The following is a 17015-nucleotide window of genomic DNA, read 5'->3' as shown; positions in this document are numbered from 1 at the left end:
ATTCGGGTCGAGCTCGCCCGTGTCGCTCGGCGGAGGCGGCGGAGCGGCCTGGCCAAAGGCCGGGGCGCTGACGAGCGCGCAACCGCCGACCGCGCAAAGCAGTCGCGCGGCACCTACGCTCAATCCCCGCCCGCTCATCAGGCAAGCAGCCTTACCGGTGCCTCCTGAACGGCGCCAGTCCGAAGAGCGGTGCCCGGCGCTTTCCTGCGCCCAGCGGCAGTAAATCAATTCAATGGCTTAGTGAACGGTGCTGTAGACCTCGTCGCTGTTCAGCGCCGCGATCAGCCGCTCGATGTGCCGCCAGTGGCAGAAGCGCATCACATTGCCCTCATCACGGCTTCGGTCTGCGCGGGCGGCGGCCTCGAACGGAGCGTGATCGCCGTAGCACTCGATGAGCTCGGCGGCGTCGGTGAGCGCCAGTCTGCCGTTGATGAAGGGAGCGTCCATGGACACCCCATAAACAACCGGCGTTTCGCGACTGCCGACAAATATCGTCAACATGCCATTGAACATGTTATCGGCAGCGCGGGGGCTTTGGCATGGCCGACGTATTCGTCTCGTACAAGGCCGAGGACCGGCGGCGGGTAAAGCCACTCGTCGACGGGCTCCATGCGCACGGACTCACCGTCTGGTGGGACGCGCAGATCGGCGGAGGCGACGAGTGGCGACGTTCGATCGAGCAACAGCTCGACATCGCCAAATGCGTGCTCGTGGTGTGGAGCAAGCGTTCGACCGGACCAGAAGGCAGGTTCGTGCGCGACGAGGCTTCGCGGGCGATGGAACGCGGCGCCTATTTGCCGGTGCGGATCGACAACGTACGCTTGCCGCTCGGCTTCGGCGAGACGCAGGCGCTGCAGCTTGCTGGCTGGCGCGGAAGCCGCGACGATGATGGCTTTCAGGCGGTGCTTGCCGCGGTCCAGGCAATGGTCGCAGGCAAGCCGCGCGAAACTGGTCCGCACCTGCATCTCGAGCCGGGTATCAATCGGCGCACAATGCTCGCAGGCAGCGGGGTCGCGGCTGCTGCCGTTGCCGGCGCGGGTGCATGGTTCCTGCTCAAGCCCGGCTCCGCGGAGGCATCCGGCAGCATTGCCGTCCTGCCTTTTGCCAATCTCAGCAGCGATCCCGGACAGGCCTATTTTTCCGACGGACTTACCGAAGAATTGAGGAGCGCCCTCTCGCGCGCCGGGTTGCAGGTCGTCGGACGAACCTCATCGGAGGCCGTTAAAAATTCCGACGCGGAGACCGCCGCGAAGAAACTTCGCGTCGCCAACATCCTGACCGGCAGCGTCAGGCGCTCACCCGACACGATCCGGGTCAGCGCCCAGTTGGTCAAGGGCAGCGACGGGCTCGAACGCTGGTCGCAGGATTACGACCGCAGGCCCGGGGACGCCCTTACGATTCAAAGCGATATCGCGCAGAACGTGGCCCAGGCACTTAGCGTCGCGCTCGGAAAAGCTGCAAAAGCAGCGGTCAGCGTCGGCGGGACCAGCAATGCCGCGGCGCAGGATCTCTATCTCAAGGCGCGGGAGGAGCTGCGCACCGGCGACAGCGAAGCCGCTTACCGCAACGCGATCGGCCTTCTCAATTCAGCGACCACGCTCGATCGCAAGTTCGCGGATGCCTATGCCTGGAAGTCGCTTGCAATCAATTACATGACGGGATCGATAGCCGGAGCGCCGAGCTTCGATGTCGGCTATGCGGAGGCAACCGACCTGGCCAGGCAGGCGATCGCCATCGCTCCCACTGCCTCGGCCGGACATGTCGCATTGGCGACGGCATACGAATTCCAGCTGAAGCTGGCTGATGCGTGGACCGAGTACCAGAAGGCGCAGAGCCTGGCCGACGTCGATATCGCCAACCAGCTCCATTACGTGATCTTCCTCACGAGGATCGGCGCATTCGGCGCCGCACTCGACATTGTCAGCAAGGTGCAGCAGCGCGATCCGCTCAATTCGATCGCATTCGGCCGGGCGGGATATGTCCTCGCCTATTCACGCCGCTATGCCGAAGCGATCGCCCCGCTTCACATGGCGATACAGCTTGCGCCTACGATATCGCGCGGGCACAGCACGCTGGGGCTGTGTTTGATGCAGCTGGGGCGCACTGCCGAAGCCGAAGCCGAATATCGCAAGGCAGCCCCCGGCGAAGTCTATCGGCTCGTCGGCGAAGCGATCCTGTTCGGGCGACTGGGCAACAGCCGAGCGTCCGATCAGGCCCTGGAACGCACGCGGCAGATCTACGGCGACACAGCAAGTTACCAATATGCCGAAATCTACGCGCAGCGGGGCGACAAGGAGCGCGCCTTCGCAGCCCTCGACCGCGCGTGGGCGATTCATGATCCTGGCCTGACGACTCTTCGGGTCGATTTCCTGCTCGATCCGCTTCGCTCCGATCCGCGGTTCGTGGCCCTCGAAAAGAAGCTCAACTTCCCAGCGGTGAGCGCCGCATGAGCGACGTATTCGTCTCGTACAAGGCCGAGGACCGGCGGCGGGTGAAGCCGCTCGTCGAGGCGCTTCAGGCCGACGGCTTTTCGGTGTGGTGGGATGAACAGATCGGGGGCGGCACCGCGTGGCGCCAGTCGATCGAGGCGGAGCTCAATGCCGCCAAGTGCGTGATCGTCGCGTGGAGCAAGCGCTCGGTCGGTGCGGAAGGCACCTTCGTCCAGGACGAAGCGACGCGAGCCCAGCAGCGACACGTCTATATCCCCGTCACGATCGACAAGGTCCACTTGCCCCTCGGCTTCGGCGAGACGCAGGCGCTGCCGCTGACCGGATGGCACGGCGACCGCGCGGACCCGCATTACCAGGCGGTTCTCGCGGCAGTTCGGCGAAACGCGGGTACGAAGCGGCGGGCGTCACCGTCGCCCTTGCGCGAGGCGAAGATCGATCGCCGGACCGCCATCGCGGGGGGTGCGGTCGCGGCCGCAGCGGCGGCCGGCATTGGCGGATGGGCCTTCCTTCGGTCCAGCCCGGCGTCGGCGGCTCGAAGCATCGCCGTGCTCCCTTTCAACAACCTCAGCGGCGATCCGGCACAAGCCTATTTTTCCGACGGAATCGCCGAGGAAATCCGAAGCGCCCTCACCCGAATCGCCGGATTGAAGGTTGCCGGGAGCACTTCATCGGACGCGGTCCGCAACGATGATGCACAGACTGCGGCGAAAAAGCTCGACGTCACGAACATCCTGACCGGCAGCGTGCGCCAGTCGCCGTCGACGATCCGGGTCAGCGCCGAATTGATCGACGGCCGCACCGGTCTCGACAAATGGTCGCAGGATTACGACCGCTCGCCCGGCGACGCGATCAAGATTCAGACGGACATCGCCCAAAGCGTTGCAGCCGCGCTGAGCGCCACCCTGGGCGAAGCTGTGCGAGCGGTGATCAGCGTCGGCGGAACTAGCAACGCCGCTGCGCAAAAGCTCTTTTTGAAAGCCAGGGCCCAGCGTCAGTCGGATGACAGCGAAAGCGGCATCCGCGACGTTATCGGGCTTTTGGACTCATCGATCGCCCTCGACCCCAAATTTGCCGACGCCTACGCGATGAAGGCGCGGGCCCTGGCCGATCTCTACGGATATTATACCGTTTCGGGTGGGAGCTACGAAGGCGGCTACAAGCATTCGGAAGGCGTAGCACGCCAGGCCGTGTCGCTCGCTCCGAAACTGGCGAGTGCCCACATGGCTTTAGCCTACGTCCTCATGTCGCAGCTCGATGTCGGTCGAGCGGCGACCGAAATCGAGCGCGGACATGCGCTTGCCGGCGGCGACGTCAATGACCTCCTCGCCTATGCCGCGTTTCTCGACATCCTGGGCGAATACGACGCCGCGATCGAAGCCTGCCGCCAGGCGCAGGACCGCGACCCGCTCAATCCTGCCGCCTACGGTCGCGAGGCAAGCTCGCAGTACGAAGCCGGGCACCTTCCGCAGGCCATCCAAGCCTACCGCAAGACGTTGGAGCTGGCTCCCAATCTCCTGATACCCCGGGCGTTCCTGGGGCAGGCCCTGTCGGACGACGGCAAGTTCGACCAAGCAATGGCGGAGTTCAGGAAACTTCCGCCCGATTATCTCTTCCGGTTGCTAGGCGAATCGATCCTGTTCGCGCGTCAGGGCAATCGCGGCGCTTCCGATGCTGCCTTCAAGCGCGCGCAGCAGGTCCATGGGGATTCGGCACACTACCAATATGCCGACATCCACGCCCAGCGCGGCGAAAGGAACGAAGCCTTTGCATCGCTGGACCGCGCATGGGAGTTCCGAGACCCCGGCCTCGCTTATATGAAAAGCGATCGCTTGCTCGATCCGCTCCGCTCCGACCCCCGCTACGCGGCCCTGCTCAAGAAGATGAACTTCCCCGCCTGACTGGCGCGGCATCGTCGGCTCTGCCATGAGCGCGCCATGCAGCAAGGCAGCAGCACCCGCGCCGGAGGATGTTTCCTCACCCTCTTCATCCTGCTCGGCTTCCTGTTCGGACTGTCGATCCGGGATCCGCTCAAGGGGACGCTGATCGGGACCGCCATCGGCGCGGCTTTCGCTCTTGCCACCTGGCTGATCGACAGGCGGCGCCGCGGCTAGACGACGCGCCGCCCGGCCCAGATCACCCGGCCGATCGGCTTGATGTCGGCGAGGCTGCAGTCGGGCCAGTCCGGGTAAGCGGGGTTGTCCGACTGGACGGTTACCCGCCGCCCGGTAGGATTGAGCGCGAGCCGCTTCACAACCACGGCATCGTCGATCCGGAGCACGTAGATGCCGTCGCGGAGGCGGTCTCCGGCGTCCCCGAGATCGACGAGAATGTCATCGCCGGCGTTGAGCGTCGGGGCCATCGAATCGCCCTCGACGCGGACGATCGAAAGTTTCGACGGCTGACTCGCCGTCAGCCCCTTCAGCCACCGCTTGTCGAACGCGAAACAGGCTTTTCCAAACTCCTGCGTGACGACCGCGCCGGGCCCCGCCGAGACCCTCACCGGGTGGCGCTTGACGCTGACCAGCCCGCCCGGTCCCTGCTCGCTGTCGGGCGGCCCGCCGAGCAGCGCCTCGGACACCGCGAAATAGCGCGCGAGCTTGCGCCGCTCCTCTTCCTTCAGGCGCCTGGGCGTGCCGCGCCGGATATATTGCTGGATGTACGCCGCGTTGCGCCCGAGCATCCGCGACAGGCCGGCGAAATCCTCTCCACGCTCGGTGCACAGACGCTCGAGGACGGCACGCGGATCGGACATCATTGTCACGCCTTTAACTATAGGCAGATGCCTAGACAAGTAGGAAATGGATTGGAATTGGATGAGCAGCCGAGTCGCGAGACTACAAGGATCAGACAGGTGCATTTGCTCAGAGAAGTCGAAAAATTCCTACGCCAAAACGATACGCCTCCTACCCGATTCGGCCGAGACGCGATGGGCGACCCCCGCTTCGTGTTCGACCTGCGCAACGGCCGCGACCCGCGGCCGCGGACGGTCGCGCGCATCCGCGCTTACCTGGAAGGATGTGCGCAATGATGAAAATCCCCATATCACCGGCCGCGGGCGCACTCCTCCGGGCGCTGATCGCCCGTGCCGGCGCGGCGCGCGACAGGATTTTGCTTAGCGACGCCAGCTCGACCGATTGGCAGTCGTTGACGTTCAGCGGCGAGCGCCACCAGCTGGCGCTGCGCATCGCCGGCCCCGACTCGGGCGCGGTCGCGGCCCGCATCTGCGGCGGGCTCGAAGATGCAGAGTTCAGCATTCCCGGCCTGCTCGTGGCGGATATTGCAGTCGTAGGCGCGCCCCGGCGCAGCGCGGACGGAGCCACCGATCTCACCATCGAGGCTTTGACGATCGCCGCCGATTAGCGGATCGAGCGCCGCAGCTCGGCGAGCGCGTCGTGAAGCGCCTGCGCGGCATCGGCATTTCGCTCGGCCGAGCCGTCGAGGTGCCGGTCAATTCGCGACTGAAGCTCCCCCGCGGTCGGCATTGCCGCCGGATCGAACAACCGCACGACGCGCGAATCCGGTTCGATCCCGGCGAGGATGTCGTCGAGCAGAAGAGGCTCTTCCCCGGCCGGCGGCGGTTCCACGGAGTCCGCCAATGCCGCCGCGGTCTCGTCGAACGGCTCGACCTCGCGCACGTCGAAGATCGGCACCGGCAAACGCGGCTGGGCGGGCTGGACTGCGCTCAGCATGCGCAGGCAGAGGTAGAAAGCGAGCAGGCCGGCTGCGGCCGTTCCGGCTGCGAGCAGCGGCGGTCCGGCCCCGACGCGCAGCCAGGCATGAGCGGCAAAAGCGCTGGCCGCGGCGAACAACGCCGCCGCCAGACGATCGACATTTTTCTCGACGCTGATGACCGATGCCGCCCGCATGCGAGCCGGACTAGCGCCAATTCCTTGCGATAGAGTTAGGCCGGAAGCTCGCTCGGCTCGCCTGTTCGCGCCAACGCCGGTTCGTTCTCGATCAGGGCGACGATCGCGCTGGTGAACGCCTCGACATCGTCGGGATTGCGGCTGGTCACGATATTGCCGTCGGTCACCGCGGCCTCGTCGACGACCTTCGCCCCGGCGTTGCGCAGGTCCGTCCGGATCGAGGGCCAGCTCGTCACCGTGCGGTCACGCACCACATCGGCCTCGACCAGCAGCCAGGGGCCGTGGCAAATCGCGCCGACCGGCTTTCGATGTTCGGCGAACCGGCGGATCAGCGCAATCACGTTGCCGTGAAGGCGAAGCTGGTCGGGGTTACGCACGCCACCGGGCAGGATCAGCGCATCGAAGTCGTCCGCGCTCGCCTCGTCGATGGTGAGGTCGGGCCGGATGGTCTTCCCGGGGTCGTCGTGCACCGTGGCCTGGATCGGATCGCGTTTGAGCGAGGCGAGCACGACTTCGGCGCCTCGTTCCTGGAGAATCTGGCGCGGCCCGAACAGCTCCCATTCCTCGAAGCCGTCGGTGGCGACGATCAATACCCGGGCGTCGGAAATCTTCATCGGAACGACTCCTTGATCAACTCAGGAACCCGCCCGCTCGCTCGCTCGCTTAGGCGCAGCAACGAATTGAGGGAAGCCATTGCTACGACACAGCAACGATACGGAGCCGGGGATCAGCCGCAAGCGCATGGGCCGCTACTGGGCCTATTTCGATGCGGAAGGGAACCGCATCGAGGACCGCGACGAGATCGACCGCCTGGACGCGATCGGCCTCCCGCCCGCCTATGAGAACGCCTGGTTCTGTGCAGATTCCAACGGCCATTTGCAGGCGACCGGCGTGGATGCGCGCGGCCGCAAGCAATATCGCTATCACCCGCTGTTCCGCGCGAAGCGCGACAGCGCCAAGTTCGACGGCCTGCTCGAGTTCGGCAAGGCACTGCCCAAGCTGCGCCGCCGCGTCGAACAGGATTTGAAGCGCCGGACGCTGACGCGCGAGGCGGTGATCGCCGCGGTCGTGCGCCTGCTCGATACCGAGCATATCCGCATCGGCAATGAGGAATATGCCAAGGAGAACAAGAGCTTCGGCGCGACGACCCTGCGCGCTCGGCACCTCAGGCGCAAAGGGCACGACTTGCTGATGCGTTTCGCGGGCAAGCACGGTATCGTTCATGAAGCCAGGATCACCGACACCAGCCTCAAGCGCATCTGCCGGCGCTGCCAGGACTTGCCCGGCCAGATGCTGTTCCAGTACGTCAACGGCGACGGCGAGCCCAAGCCGATCACCTCGAGCGACGTCAACGATTACATCAAGGAAGCGACTGGCGGCAACTTCACCGCCAAGCATTTCCGCACGTGGGGCGCGAGCGTGATCGCGTGCGAGCAGCTCCTGAAGAAAGCGGAGCATGCCCGGATCACGGTGAAAACGGTCATCGAGCCCGTCGCCGAAGCACTCGGCAACACGCCGGCGATCAGCCGCAAGTCCTACGTCCACCCGGAATTGCTCGAGGCGGTGAAGGAGGATTCGCGCGATCCGCTCGAGGGCATGGAGCGGCCGCGAGCGCGCAAGCAGCTGTCGAGCGCCGAAGTCGCGTTGCTCGACTTCCTCGCGCGCGGAACAAGGCGCCGGCGCAAGAGCAAGGTTCAAGTGCAAGCAAAGGAGAGCACCCGCGTCGCGGCTTGATTGCGGGCCGCTCAACGGCAATTAGGGCCGCATGCAACCCGGCACCAATGCGGCGGAGGCCATCAGCACGGGCCGCGAAGGAATTGAGTCCGTCGCCGATTGGTTCGCCGCCAACTGGCAGCAATTGCCGATCGGTCTTGGTGTCGCGGCAGCGATCGTCCTCTTCATGCTCGGCCTGCGCTTCGCGGGACGATGGCTGAGCTCCGGCGATCCGGATTGCCACCATTGGCGGGGCGTCATCGGCCGCGTGCTCGAAAAGACGTCGATCTTCTTCATGATCGTCGCCGCCCTCGACATGGTCGCGACCTATGCCGCGGTCCCGGCCAAGATCGAGCGGCTGCTCGACATCCTGTTCACCATCGGGTTCGCCTTCCAGGGCGCGATCTGGGCGCGCGAGCTGATCATCGGGGTGATCAGCCGCAAGGCCGGCGAGGATCCTACCGAAACCGCAATCGGCAATGCGATGGCGGTGATTCGCGTGCTGGTCAGCGTTGCCTTGTTCGCGATCGCGATCATCGTCATCCTCGACAATGTCGGCGTCAATGTGACCGCGCTGGTCGCCGGGCTCGGCATCGGCGGCATCGCGATCGGCCTCGCCGCGCAGGGCATCTTCTCGGACCTGTTCGCCGCGCTGTCCATCCTGTTCGACAAGCCGTTCCGCCGCGGCGACGTCATCCAGTTCGACCGGACGACGGGCACGATCGAGCGGATCGGCCTCAAGACGACGCGGCTGCGCTCGATCAACGGCGAGCTGGTGGTGATGGCCAACACCAAGCTGCTCGAGCGCGAGATCAAGAATTACGCCGGCGGCAACATGCGGCGCTCGCAGCTTCCGTTCGGGCTGGTTTACCAGACTCCGCCCGACGAGCTCGAGAAGGTGACGTCGCTGGCCAAGGCGGCGGTCGAATCGCGCAAGGGCTGCAGCTTCGTCCGGTGCGCGATCCTCGGCTTCGGTGCATCGAGCATCGACTTCGAGCTGCTGTTCGACAGCCGAAGCACCGACGCCAACAAGGTCGCCGCCGACCGCACCGCGGTCGCACTGGCGGTCCTGCGCTCCTTCGCCGAGCACAAGCTCGAGTTCGCATACCCGGCCCAGACGACCTTCACCGCCGCGCCCGACGGCACGCTGGTCATGCCTTATCCCGAACCGATGCGCTGATCAGGCGGCGCGGGCGCCGTCGAGCGATTCCCCGTTCGGTCCGATCCCGCGCTTCGCCAGCATGGCTTTCCAGTTCTCGGGCGTAATAGACGCCTGATATTCCGCCTGCATCTCCGGCGTCATCATCTCAAGCATCAGGCAATTGTCGACCCAGAATTCGATGACCCGGAATGGCCCGCGATTGCAGAGGCTGGTATGGCAGCCATAGCGGCGGCCAATCTCCTCGACCGCCCCTATGCCGAGCGGCGTCGCGACCGCGGCATGGAACGGCCCGTGGCGCGAGACGGGCTCGTACCGCTCCTCGCCCGCCCCTTCGGTCGGGTATATCGCCATATCGCGCGGGTAGACTTCGATCGTCGAGCGGCGGTCGTCGCCGGCATGTGCGACCCAGCTGCCCTTGCCGACCATCGGGAATGGAAAGGCTTCACCGCGCCACAGCTCGGCGAGCATGGTCGCGGTGCGCCTGGGATCGTCGGCCGCAATGGAGATGTGAAAGATCATCTGGACGCCCCCAGAAGCTTGCTCCCTCGAAGCGGGCCGCTACACAATCGCCATGCCGCTCGCCAGCCTGACCGAAATCAAGAATCGTCTTGGCGACGAAGTCGGAATTTCTTCATGGATCCCGGTTCCCCAAGAACGCATCGACGCCTTCGCCAACGCAACAGAAGACCGCCAGTTCATCCACGTCGACTCCGCTGCGGCAGCACGGACACAGTTCGGCGGCACGATCGCTCACGGGTTCCTGTCGCTCTCGCTGCTGTCGCGCATGGGCGACGAAGCGATGCTCGTTCCCGAAGGTACGACAATGGCGGTCAATTACGGGCTCGACCGCGTCCGCTTCCTCGCTCCGATCCACTCGGGCAAGCGCGTCCGCGGCCGCTTCACGCTTGACTCGGTCGAGGAGAAAGGGCCGGGGCAGATCCTGATGCGTCACTCGGTGACGGTGGAAATCGAAGGCGAGGACAAGCCCGCGCTCAGCGCCGTCTGGCTCGCGCTGGCAATCGTTTGAGGAGAAGAGAATTGCGTGATGCCGTGATCGTTTCGACCGCCCGGACGGGCATCGGCAAAGCCTATCGCGGCGCGTTCAACGCGACTCCGGGACCGACGCTCGGCTCCTTCTCGCTGAAGGCGGCGATCGAACGCGCGACAATCGATGCGGGCGAAATCGACGATGTCGTGTGGGGAGCGGTGCTCACGCAGGGCACGCAGTTCGGCAATATCGGTCGCCAGGTGGCGCTTCGCGCCGGCTGCCCGGTCAGCGTGTCGGGCATGACCATCGATCGCCAGTGCTCGTCCGGTCTCATGGCGATCGCCACTGCGGCCAAGCAGATCGTCATCGACCGGATGGACGTGGTTGCCGCGGGCGGCCAGGATTCGATCAGCATGGTCCAGACGCCCGAGATGCGGATCGCGCCCGATCCCTCTCTCATCGCCATGCACAAGCACATCTACATGCCGATGCTTCAGACCGCCGAGACCGTCGCCCGGCGCTACGGCATCAGCCGAGAGCGGCAGGACGAATATGCGCTCAAGAGCCAGCAGCGGACCGCGGCCGCGCAGGCCGCTGGGAAATTCGACCAGGAAATCGTGCCGGTCACGACCACGATGAACGTGACCGACAAGGCGACCGGCGAAGTCACACAGCGCGAAGTCACCATCGCCAAGGACGAGGGAAACCGCGCCGACACCACGCTCGAAGGCTTGTCCGGGCTGAATCCCGTGCTTGGGCCGGACACGTCGATCACGGCGGGCAACGCCAGCCAGCTTTCGGACGGAAGCTCGGCATCGATCCTGATGGAAGCCAAGGAAGCCGAGCGGCGCGGAATCGCTCCAATGGGCCGCTACGTCGGAATGGCGGTGGCGGGCACGGAGCCCGACGAGATGGGTATTGGCCCGATCGACGCCGTAAGAAAGCTGCTCAAGCGCTTCGATCTCAAGGTCGACGACATTGGCCTTTGGGAGTTGAACGAGGCTTTCGCCGTGCAGGTGCTCTACAGTGCCGAGCAGCTCGGGATTCCGGAAGACCGGATGAACGTGGACGGCGGCTCGATCTCGATCGGACACCCCTATGGAATGAGCGGAGCCCGCATGACCGGCCACGCGCTCATCGAAGGCAAGCGCCGCGGCGTGAAGCACGTCGTCGTCACCATGTGCGTCGGCGGCGGCATGGGCGCGGCGGGGCTGTTCGAGGTGCTGTAGCGCGTGAGCGCGGTTGAGCTGATCGCCCTTGCTTCAACCGTCAGCCTGCTAGCCGGCTGGCGGCTCTATCTCGTCACCTTCGCGGTCGGCATCGCGATGAAGTTCGGCTGGATCGCGCTTCCCGACCAGCTGCGCGCGCTCGACGTGCTGGCGAACAACTGGATCCTCGGCATCGCGCTGGTCGGCACGATCGCCGAATTCTTCGCCGACAAGGCCGCGTGGATCGACAGCGCGTGGGACGCAGTGCACTCGGTCATTCGCCCGGTCGGCGGAGCATTGCTGTCGATGGCGATCATAGACGGCGGAGACCCGGCGTGGCAGGTCGGCAGCCTGCTGCTGGGCGGCGGCGCTGCCTTCCTCGCGCATTCGGGCAAGGCCGGGGCGCGCACGCTCGTCAACGCGAGCCCGGAGCCCTTTTCGAACGTGGCAGTGTCCACCGGAGAGGACGTCGCGACGGTGGGGCTGATGGGACTTGCCTTGGCAAGCCCTGTCGCGGCGGCGCTCATTGCGCTTCTGCTCGTGATTGTCTCGCTGTGGCTGGTTTTCGCGGCGCGCCGCGCGCTTCGGCGCTTGCTTGAACCCAAACGGCCGCAAGCGGGTTGAGAGCGGCAAAGAGGGAGCAACGACGATGCCTGAATCCAACTGCCCGCTGGTCGAGCGCATCGCCCGAGTGCTCGCCGGGGCCGCGCTCAGCAGCAACGCCGAGGGAAGCGACCCGTCCGCCGGCGACAAGGTCGACGCCGCGTGGCGCGAGCATGTGAACCAGGCGCTTGCCGTGCTTCATACCGCCCGCGAGCCCGACGAAGCGATGGCGGCCGCGGGTGACGTCGAAACGTGGCGCAACATGGTCGAGGCCGCGATCGCGCAGAGGGTCGACTAGCGCGCGTCCGAGGAGATCAGAAGGCGAGCAGGAAGTCGGTGAAGCGCATCCACGCTGCGCTCGTGGAGAGCGGCATTCGAAGAGGCTGCATGCCGAGCGTGTCGATGAGGCGACTTTAATCGTTCGCAGCGATGAACGTCTCGACCGCGGGGGCAATTTTCTCGCGCCATTTGCGGCCGTTGAAGATGCCGTAGTGGCCGACGTCCTTCGCGAAGAAATATTGCTTCTTCCTGGCGGGCAGCCCGGTCGCGATGTCGAGCGCCGCCCTGGTCTGGCCAATCCCGGAAATGTCGTCGCGCTCGCCTTCGATCGCGAGCAGCGCAGTGTCGCGGATCGCAGCCGGGTCGACGCGCCGCCCCCTATGCTCCATCTCGCCTTTGGGCAGCAGGTGGCGCTGGAACACGACGTCGACGGTCTGCAGGTAGAATTCCGCGGTCATGTCGCACACCGAGCGATATTCGTCGTAGAATCGCTGCGTTGCCGCGGCTTCTTCCTCGTCGCCCTGCACGAGATGCTTGAACATCTCCCAGTGACTGACGAGGTGATCGCCGAGGTTCATCGCCATGAAGCCGGCGAGCTGCAGGAAACCCGGATAAACTTTCCGCCCCGCGCCCGGGTAGATCATCGGGACGGTCGCGATCACATTGTGCTCGAACCAGCCGAACGGGCGCTCGGTCGCGAGCGTGTTGACCGCTGTCGGCGCCTGCCGCGTGTCAATCGGCCCGCCCATCATCGTCAGCGTCTTGGGACGCCACGGCTTCCTGTCGGCGTTCATCCGCGCCGTGGCTGCGAAGGCCGGCACCGCCGGCTGGCAGACGGCGAGCATGTGCGGGCGCTCGCCGGTTCTCTCTCCGATGTGCTCGAGGAACTCGATCAGGTAATCGACATAATCCTCGAGGTCGAAGCCGCCGTCCGACAGCGGCACGCACTTCGCGTCACGCCAGTCGGTGATGTACACGTCGAACTTGGGCAGAAGCCGCTCAACGGTGCCGCGAAGCAAAGTCGCATAGTGGCCCGACATTGGAGCGACGATCAGCAGCCGAGGCCCCTTGTCGACGCCATCGCGAGCGAAATGCTTGAGCTGCCCGAAAGGCTTGCGGAGCAGGATCTGCTCGTCGACGCGCACCTGCTTGCGTCCGATCTTGACCGAATCGATGCCGAATTCCGGCTTGCCATGCGGCGCGGCGGCGTCGGCGAACACCTGGAGCGCGGCAGCGACCACCGGCCCCATCGCGTTGTAACCCCAGAGGTTGTTAGGGTTGTTCAGCCATCCGGCGCCGAGACCCGCAAGCTTGCTCGCACCTGCGAGAAGCGAGCGCTGCACTTCATAGGCGTCGTAAAGCATCGAACCTCGTTTCAAACCTGTACCTGCCGTCGATGTGGCAAGCCGTGTAACCGGTTGCAAGGCGAATTGTTGCGATGCAGCAAGGATGTGGGGATAATTCACCCCGCGCGAATGCACGGTGTCCAACAATTCCCTTGACCTCGCGGAGGCGAACGGCACGATCGCCAGATAGTGGCCGGCGCCTCGATTCAGGACCATCTTCGCGCAGGGATGTGGGCCCGGCAGTCCGGCCGCATGTCCGAGGCGCACCAGCATTTCACGACGGTCCTCACGCTCGATCCGACGCAGCCGCTGGCGCGCAACGTCCTGGGCGTTGACGCACTCGCGCGCGGCGAATCACAGGCCGCGGCCGATCATCTCGAGCAGGCTTGCCGCGGAGATCCCGACGCGGCGGAACTTTGGCTGAATCTCGCATCGGCCCGCCGAGCGCTCGGGCAGACGGAAGCCGAGCGCATGGCGCTCGAACGCGCCCTTGCGATAGACCAGAGGTTTCTGCCGGCGCTCATTTACCTCGCCCAGCTCCACGAGCGACTTGAAGAAAAGGCGTCCGCCACGGAGCGATGGAGCGGTGTCCTCGCGCTCACCACGTCCACGGACCAATCCTCGCCCGAGTTGCAGGAGTTGCGTGCGCATGCGGACGATTATATCGCGCATCAGCGACAGGCCCTGGCGGACGCGCTCGACGAGTCGCTGGCCCGCGATCTCGCCGCTGCATCGACCCGTGACAGGCGCCGTGTCCGTGCGGCTGCCGACGCGATGCTCGGCCGCCGTTCGATCTACCCCAACGAATGTCACGGACTTCATTATCCGTTCCTGGCGGCTGACGAGTTCTTCGATCGCGATCATTTCCCGTGGCTCGAGTCGCTGGAGTCCGCGACCGATGAAATTCGGCGTGAGCTCCAGGCTATCCTCGCCAATCCCGATTCAGGACTGACGCCTTATGTCGAGCAGCCTTCGGGCGTCCCTGAAAACAAGTGGAGTCCACTCGATCGATCGCTCGATTGGAGCGCGCTGCACCTCTGGCGCGACGGCGAGCGGATCGACGACGCCTGCGCCCAAGCCCCGAGGACTGCAGCATTCATCGAGCAACTGCCACTTTGCCGGATACCGGGACGGGCGCCCGCCGTTTTCTTCTCGATCCTGCGGGCCGGGAAGCACATCCCGCCGCACACGGGCGTGACCAACGTCAGGTCGATTGTCCACTTGCCCCTGATCGTGCCGGAAGGATGCACTTTCCGTGTGGGCGGGGAGACACGGTCGTGGGTCGAAGGCGAGGCGTTCGTCTTCGATGACACGATCGAGCACGAGGCGCATAATCCGACTTCGCGGGATCGCGCCGTGCTGATCCTTGATTGCTGGAACCCCTATCTGAGCGAGGCCGAGCGCACGATGATCTGCCGCATCTTCGAGGTCAAAGACGCGCAGAAGAAGCTTTGAGGCGCCGCCGCCCGGCTGTTAGGGAGCCGACATGACCATCCCGACCGCGAACCGCCCCAAGGGACGCTCTGTCCGCAACCTGCGGATGGTGTGGAGCTTCGCGCTCGGCTACCCCTTGCACATCGCGATCGCCGGGCTCGCGCTCATCGTCGCCGCGGGAGCGACCTCCGGCGTCCCCTATGCTTTCAAGCTGATTATCGACAAAGGCTTCGCGAGCGGAGCAGGCGACAGCAACGGTATCGCGCGGTGGTTCCAGTACCTGCTGGTCCTCGTCGGCGTGCTCTCCATCGCCACTGCCGTCCGCTACTTCTTCGTCTCCTGGATCGGCGAGCGCACTGTCGCCGATATCCGCCTCGCCGTGCACCGCAACCTGCTGCGCCTCTCGCCGGGGTTCTTCGAGGAGAACCGGCCGGCCGAAATCACGTCGCGCATCACCGTGGACACCACGATCATCGAGCAGGTCGTCGGCACGACCGTGTCCGTGGCGCTGCGCAACGCGATCCTCGCCATTGCCTGCGTGGTCATCCTGTTCGCGCTCGCGCCCAAGCTTGCGCTGTCGATCCTCGGCGGAACCCTGCTCGTCGTTCTTCCGATCGCGGTGCTCGGCCGTCTCGTCCGCACGATTTCGACGCGCAGCCAGGACCGCATCGCGGACGTCGGCACCGTCACCAGCGAGGTGCTCGGCGCGATGAAGATCGTCCAGGCGTTCAACCAGCAGGGGCGCGAGGCGTCGCGCTTCACCGATGCCGTCGAGCGCGTGTTCTCGACCGCCAAGCGGCGCATTCTGGTCCGCGCGCTGATGACGGCAATCGTCATCTTCCTCATCTTCGGCGCGATCACGCTCGTCATCTGGGAAGGCGCGATCGAAGTCTCGTCCGGACGGATGACGGGCGGCACGATCGCCGCGTTCGTGCTCTACGGCGGCCTGCTTGCCGGCGCGTTCGGCAATCTCACGGAAGTCTATGGCGACCTGCTGCGCGCGGCCGGCGCGTCCGAACGCCTGTCCGAGCTGCTGCACGCCGAACCGGACATCCGCGCGCCCGCGCAACCGACACGGCTTCCCGAGCCGCCGCAGGGCGCGCTCGAATTCGAGCACGTCACCTTCCATTACCCGACGAGGCGCGAAACCTCGGCGCTCGAAGATTTGAGCCTGAGCGTCCGCCCACGCGAGCGGCTCGCCCTGGTCGGCCCGTCGGGCGCGGGCAAGACCACCATCTTCCAGCTCGCCGAGCGCTTCTACGACCCGCAGCATGGGCGTGTGCTGCTCGACGGAATCGATCTTCGCCACGCCGACCCCGCCGACATCCGCGAGCGCATCGCCATGGTCCCGCAGGACACGGTGATCTTCGCCGCGTCAGCGCGCGATAATCTGCGCTACGGCAACTGGAACGCGAGCGAAGACGAGCTGTGGCAGGCCGCGCGCGACGCCAACGCCGAAGAGTTTCTGCGCGCGCTTCCGGAAGGGCTCGACACCTTCATGGGCGAAGGCGGCGCGCGGCTTTCAGGCGGCCAGCGTCAGCGCATCGCAATCGCTCGTGCACTGCTGCGCAATGCCCCTCTGTTGTTGCTCGACGAAGCAACGTCCGCGCTGGATGCGGAAAGCGAGCGTTTGGTCCAGGACGCACTCGACCGGCTGATGGCCGACCGGACAACGATCGTCATCGCGCACCGCCTCGCGACTGTCCGCGCCGCGGACCGGATCGTCGTGATGGACGGCGGCCGGATCGTCGAGGAAGGCACGCACGCGAGCCTCAGCGCACGCGGAGGCCTGTACGCCCGTCTCGCCCGCCTGCAGTTCGAGGATCGCGCGGCCTAGCCGTTCCCGCCTTCACCGCCGGAGCTTCCGCATCCCCGACGGCGCTCGCGTCGTCATGGTCGAGGACATCGTAACGACCGGCCTGTCGTCGCGCGAATGCATCGCCGCGATCCGCAAGCATTCCGCCAA

Annotated in this window: 18 protein-coding genes and 1 pseudogene; 13 read left to right on the top strand and 6 right to left on the bottom strand. The window is 65.5% G+C overall.

The annotated features are described in order from the left end of the window. Positions 1–237 precede the first annotated feature (237 nt). Positions 238–447 carry a hypothetical protein gene (locus GH737_RS06730; protein ID WP_155264080.1) on the bottom strand — a complete coding sequence of 70 codons (210 nt, stop codon included), beginning with the start codon at positions 445–447 and terminating at the stop codon, positions 238–240. 92 nt (positions 448–539) lie between these two features. Here GH737_RS06730 and GH737_RS06725 point away from each other — a divergent pair, with 92 nt between their 5' ends. Genes GH737_RS06725 through GH737_RS15190 form a run of 3 tightly spaced genes read left to right on the top strand, consistent with a single transcriptional unit; the run spans position 540 to position 4561 of the window. Beyond that, a complete protein-coding gene (locus GH737_RS06725; RefSeq protein WP_155264079.1) occupies positions 540–2450 on the top strand; it encodes a TIR domain-containing protein in 1911 nt (636 codons plus the stop codon). After that, complete coding sequence (locus GH737_RS06720) at positions 2447–4348, top strand: TIR domain-containing protein (RefSeq protein WP_155264078.1); 1902 nt, start codon at positions 2447–2449, stop codon at positions 4346–4348. Before GH737_RS06725 ends, GH737_RS06720 begins: the two co-directional genes overlap by 4 nt. Positions 4349–4384: 36 nt before the next feature. After that, positions 4385–4561: a hypothetical protein gene (locus GH737_RS15190; protein ID WP_196233020.1), complete on the top strand. Its 177-nt coding sequence runs from the start codon at positions 4385–4387 to the stop codon at positions 4559–4561. Here the strand turns inward: GH737_RS15190 and GH737_RS06715 are convergent. Further along, positions 4558–5202: a S24 family peptidase gene (locus GH737_RS06715; protein WP_155264082.1), complete on the bottom strand. Its 645-nt coding sequence runs from the start codon at positions 5200–5202 to the stop codon at positions 4558–4560. The genes GH737_RS15190 and GH737_RS06715 overlap by 4 nt on opposite strands. A gap of 272 nt (positions 5203–5474) precedes the next feature. Between GH737_RS06715 and GH737_RS06710 the strand changes: the two genes are divergently transcribed. Continuing rightward, positions 5475–5810 (top strand): hypothetical protein, encoded by a 336-nt coding sequence (locus GH737_RS06710; RefSeq protein WP_155264077.1) that lies wholly within the window; start codon positions 5475–5477, stop codon positions 5808–5810. Here GH737_RS06710 and GH737_RS06705 read toward each other — a convergent pair. Then, positions 5807–6316: a hypothetical protein gene (locus tag GH737_RS06705; protein ID WP_155264076.1), complete on the bottom strand. Its 510-nt coding sequence runs from the start codon at positions 6314–6316 to the stop codon at positions 5807–5809. The genes GH737_RS06710 and GH737_RS06705 overlap by 4 nt on opposite strands. A gap of 35 nt (positions 6317–6351) precedes the next feature. Next, positions 6352–6930 carry a DJ-1/PfpI/YhbO family deglycase/protease gene (locus GH737_RS06700; RefSeq protein ID WP_155264075.1) on the bottom strand — a complete coding sequence of 193 codons (579 nt, stop codon included), beginning with the start codon at positions 6928–6930 and terminating at the stop codon, positions 6352–6354. 127 nt (positions 6931–7057) lie between these two features. Between GH737_RS06700 and GH737_RS06695 the strand changes: the two genes are divergently transcribed. Further along, positions 7058–8050 carry a DNA topoisomerase IB gene (locus GH737_RS06695; RefSeq protein WP_155264081.1) on the top strand — a complete coding sequence of 331 codons (993 nt, stop codon included), beginning with the start codon at positions 7058–7060 and terminating at the stop codon, positions 8048–8050. Positions 8051–8081: 31 nt separating this feature from the next. Beyond that, on the top strand, positions 8082–9209 hold the full coding sequence (locus tag GH737_RS06690; protein ID WP_155264074.1) for a mechanosensitive ion channel family protein: 1128 nt from the start codon (positions 8082–8084) through the stop codon (positions 9207–9209). Here the strand turns inward: GH737_RS06690 and GH737_RS06685 are convergent, their stop codons facing one another. Further along, positions 9210–9710 (bottom strand): hypothetical protein, encoded by a 501-nt coding sequence (locus tag GH737_RS06685; RefSeq protein WP_155264073.1) that lies wholly within the window; start codon positions 9708–9710, stop codon positions 9210–9212. A 52-nt stretch (positions 9711–9762) separates the two neighbouring features. Between GH737_RS06685 and GH737_RS06680 the strand changes: the two genes are divergently transcribed. The 4 genes from GH737_RS06680 to GH737_RS06665 are packed head-to-tail and all read left to right on the top strand — an operon-like array spanning position 9763 to position 12288. Next, positions 9763–10218, top strand: a complete 456-nt coding sequence (locus tag GH737_RS06680) for a MaoC family dehydratase (RefSeq protein WP_155264072.1) — start codon at positions 9763–9765, stop codon at positions 10216–10218. Positions 10219–10229: 11 nt separating this feature from the next. Then, positions 10230–11408, top strand: coding sequence for an acetyl-CoA C-acyltransferase (locus GH737_RS06675; protein ID WP_155264071.1), 1179 nt, complete (start codon positions 10230–10232; stop codon positions 11406–11408). Between the two features lie 3 nt (positions 11409–11411). Further along, positions 11412–12011 (top strand): DUF4126 domain-containing protein, encoded by a 600-nt coding sequence (locus tag GH737_RS06670; RefSeq protein ID WP_155264070.1) that lies wholly within the window; start codon positions 11412–11414, stop codon positions 12009–12011. 25 nt (positions 12012–12036) lie between these two features. Then, positions 12037–12288: a hypothetical protein gene (locus tag GH737_RS06665; protein ID WP_155264069.1), complete on the top strand. Its 252-nt coding sequence runs from the start codon at positions 12037–12039 to the stop codon at positions 12286–12288. A 115-nt stretch (positions 12289–12403) separates the two neighbouring features. On the opposite strand, the gene GH737_RS06660 is transcribed toward GH737_RS06665, so the two are convergent. Continuing rightward, a complete protein-coding gene (locus GH737_RS06660; RefSeq protein ID WP_155264068.1) occupies positions 12404–13633 on the bottom strand; it encodes a polyhydroxyalkanoate depolymerase in 1230 nt (409 codons plus the stop codon). 171 nt (positions 13634–13804) lie between these two features. Between GH737_RS06660 and GH737_RS06655 the strand changes: the two genes are divergently transcribed. From GH737_RS06655 to GH737_RS15760, 3 genes and pseudogenes are all read left to right on the top strand, one after another. After that, positions 13805–15070, top strand: a complete 1266-nt coding sequence (locus tag GH737_RS06655) for an aspartyl/asparaginyl beta-hydroxylase domain-containing protein (RefSeq protein ID WP_230558670.1) — start codon at positions 13805–13807, stop codon at positions 15068–15070. 31 nt (positions 15071–15101) lie between these two features. After that, positions 15102–16886 carry an ABC transporter transmembrane domain-containing protein gene (locus GH737_RS06650; protein WP_155264066.1) on the top strand — a complete coding sequence of 595 codons (1785 nt, stop codon included), beginning with the start codon at positions 15102–15104 and terminating at the stop codon, positions 16884–16886. A gap of 16 nt (positions 16887–16902) precedes the next feature. Next, a pseudogene (locus GH737_RS15760) lies at positions 16903–17015 on the top strand (orotate phosphoribosyltransferase); the annotation flags it as partial.

It is taken from the genome of Sphingomonas segetis, from assembly GCF_009720245.1.
Taxonomy (GTDB): domain Bacteria; phylum Pseudomonadota; class Alphaproteobacteria; order Sphingomonadales; family Sphingomonadaceae; genus Sphingomicrobium; species Sphingomicrobium segetis.
Note: the sequence above shows the minus strand (reverse complement) of the source record. Positions and strands in the feature narration are given on the sequence as shown.

Coding starts and splice junctions, on each gene's coding strand:
- GH737_RS06730 (WP_155264080.1), bottom strand. CDS start 447: ATGGACGCTCCCTTCATCAACGGCAGACTGGCGCTCACCGACGCCGCC.
- GH737_RS06725 (WP_155264079.1), top strand. CDS start 540: ATGGCCGACGTATTCGTCTCGTACAAGGCCGAGGACCGGCGGCGGGTA.
- GH737_RS06720 (WP_155264078.1), top strand. CDS start 2,447: ATGAGCGACGTATTCGTCTCGTACAAGGCCGAGGACCGGCGGCGGGTG.
- GH737_RS15190 (WP_196233020.1), top strand. CDS start 4,385: ATGCAGCAAGGCAGCAGCACCCGCGCCGGAGGATGTTTCCTCACCCTC.
- GH737_RS06715 (WP_155264082.1), bottom strand. CDS start 5,202: ATGTCCGATCCGCGTGCCGTCCTCGAGCGTCTGTGCACCGAGCGTGGA.
- GH737_RS06710 (WP_155264077.1), top strand. CDS start 5,475: ATGATGAAAATCCCCATATCACCGGCCGCGGGCGCACTCCTCCGGGCG.
- GH737_RS06705 (WP_155264076.1), bottom strand. CDS start 6,316: ATGCGGGCGGCATCGGTCATCAGCGTCGAGAAAAATGTCGATCGTCTG.
- GH737_RS06700 (WP_155264075.1), bottom strand. CDS start 6,930: ATGAAGATTTCCGACGCCCGGGTATTGATCGTCGCCACCGACGGCTTC.
- GH737_RS06695 (WP_155264081.1), top strand. CDS start 7,058: ATGGGCCGCTACTGGGCCTATTTCGATGCGGAAGGGAACCGCATCGAG.
- GH737_RS06690 (WP_155264074.1), top strand. CDS start 8,082: ATGCAACCCGGCACCAATGCGGCGGAGGCCATCAGCACGGGCCGCGAA.
- GH737_RS06685 (WP_155264073.1), bottom strand. CDS start 9,710: ATGATCTTTCACATCTCCATTGCGGCCGACGATCCCAGGCGCACCGCG.
- GH737_RS06680 (WP_155264072.1), top strand. CDS start 9,763: ATGCCGCTCGCCAGCCTGACCGAAATCAAGAATCGTCTTGGCGACGAA.
- GH737_RS06665 (WP_155264069.1), top strand. CDS start 12,037: ATGCCTGAATCCAACTGCCCGCTGGTCGAGCGCATCGCCCGAGTGCTC.
- GH737_RS06660 (WP_155264068.1), bottom strand. CDS start 13,633: ATGCTTTACGACGCCTATGAAGTGCAGCGCTCGCTTCTCGCAGGTGCG.
- GH737_RS06650 (WP_155264066.1), top strand. CDS start 15,102: ATGACCATCCCGACCGCGAACCGCCCCAAGGGACGCTCTGTCCGCAAC.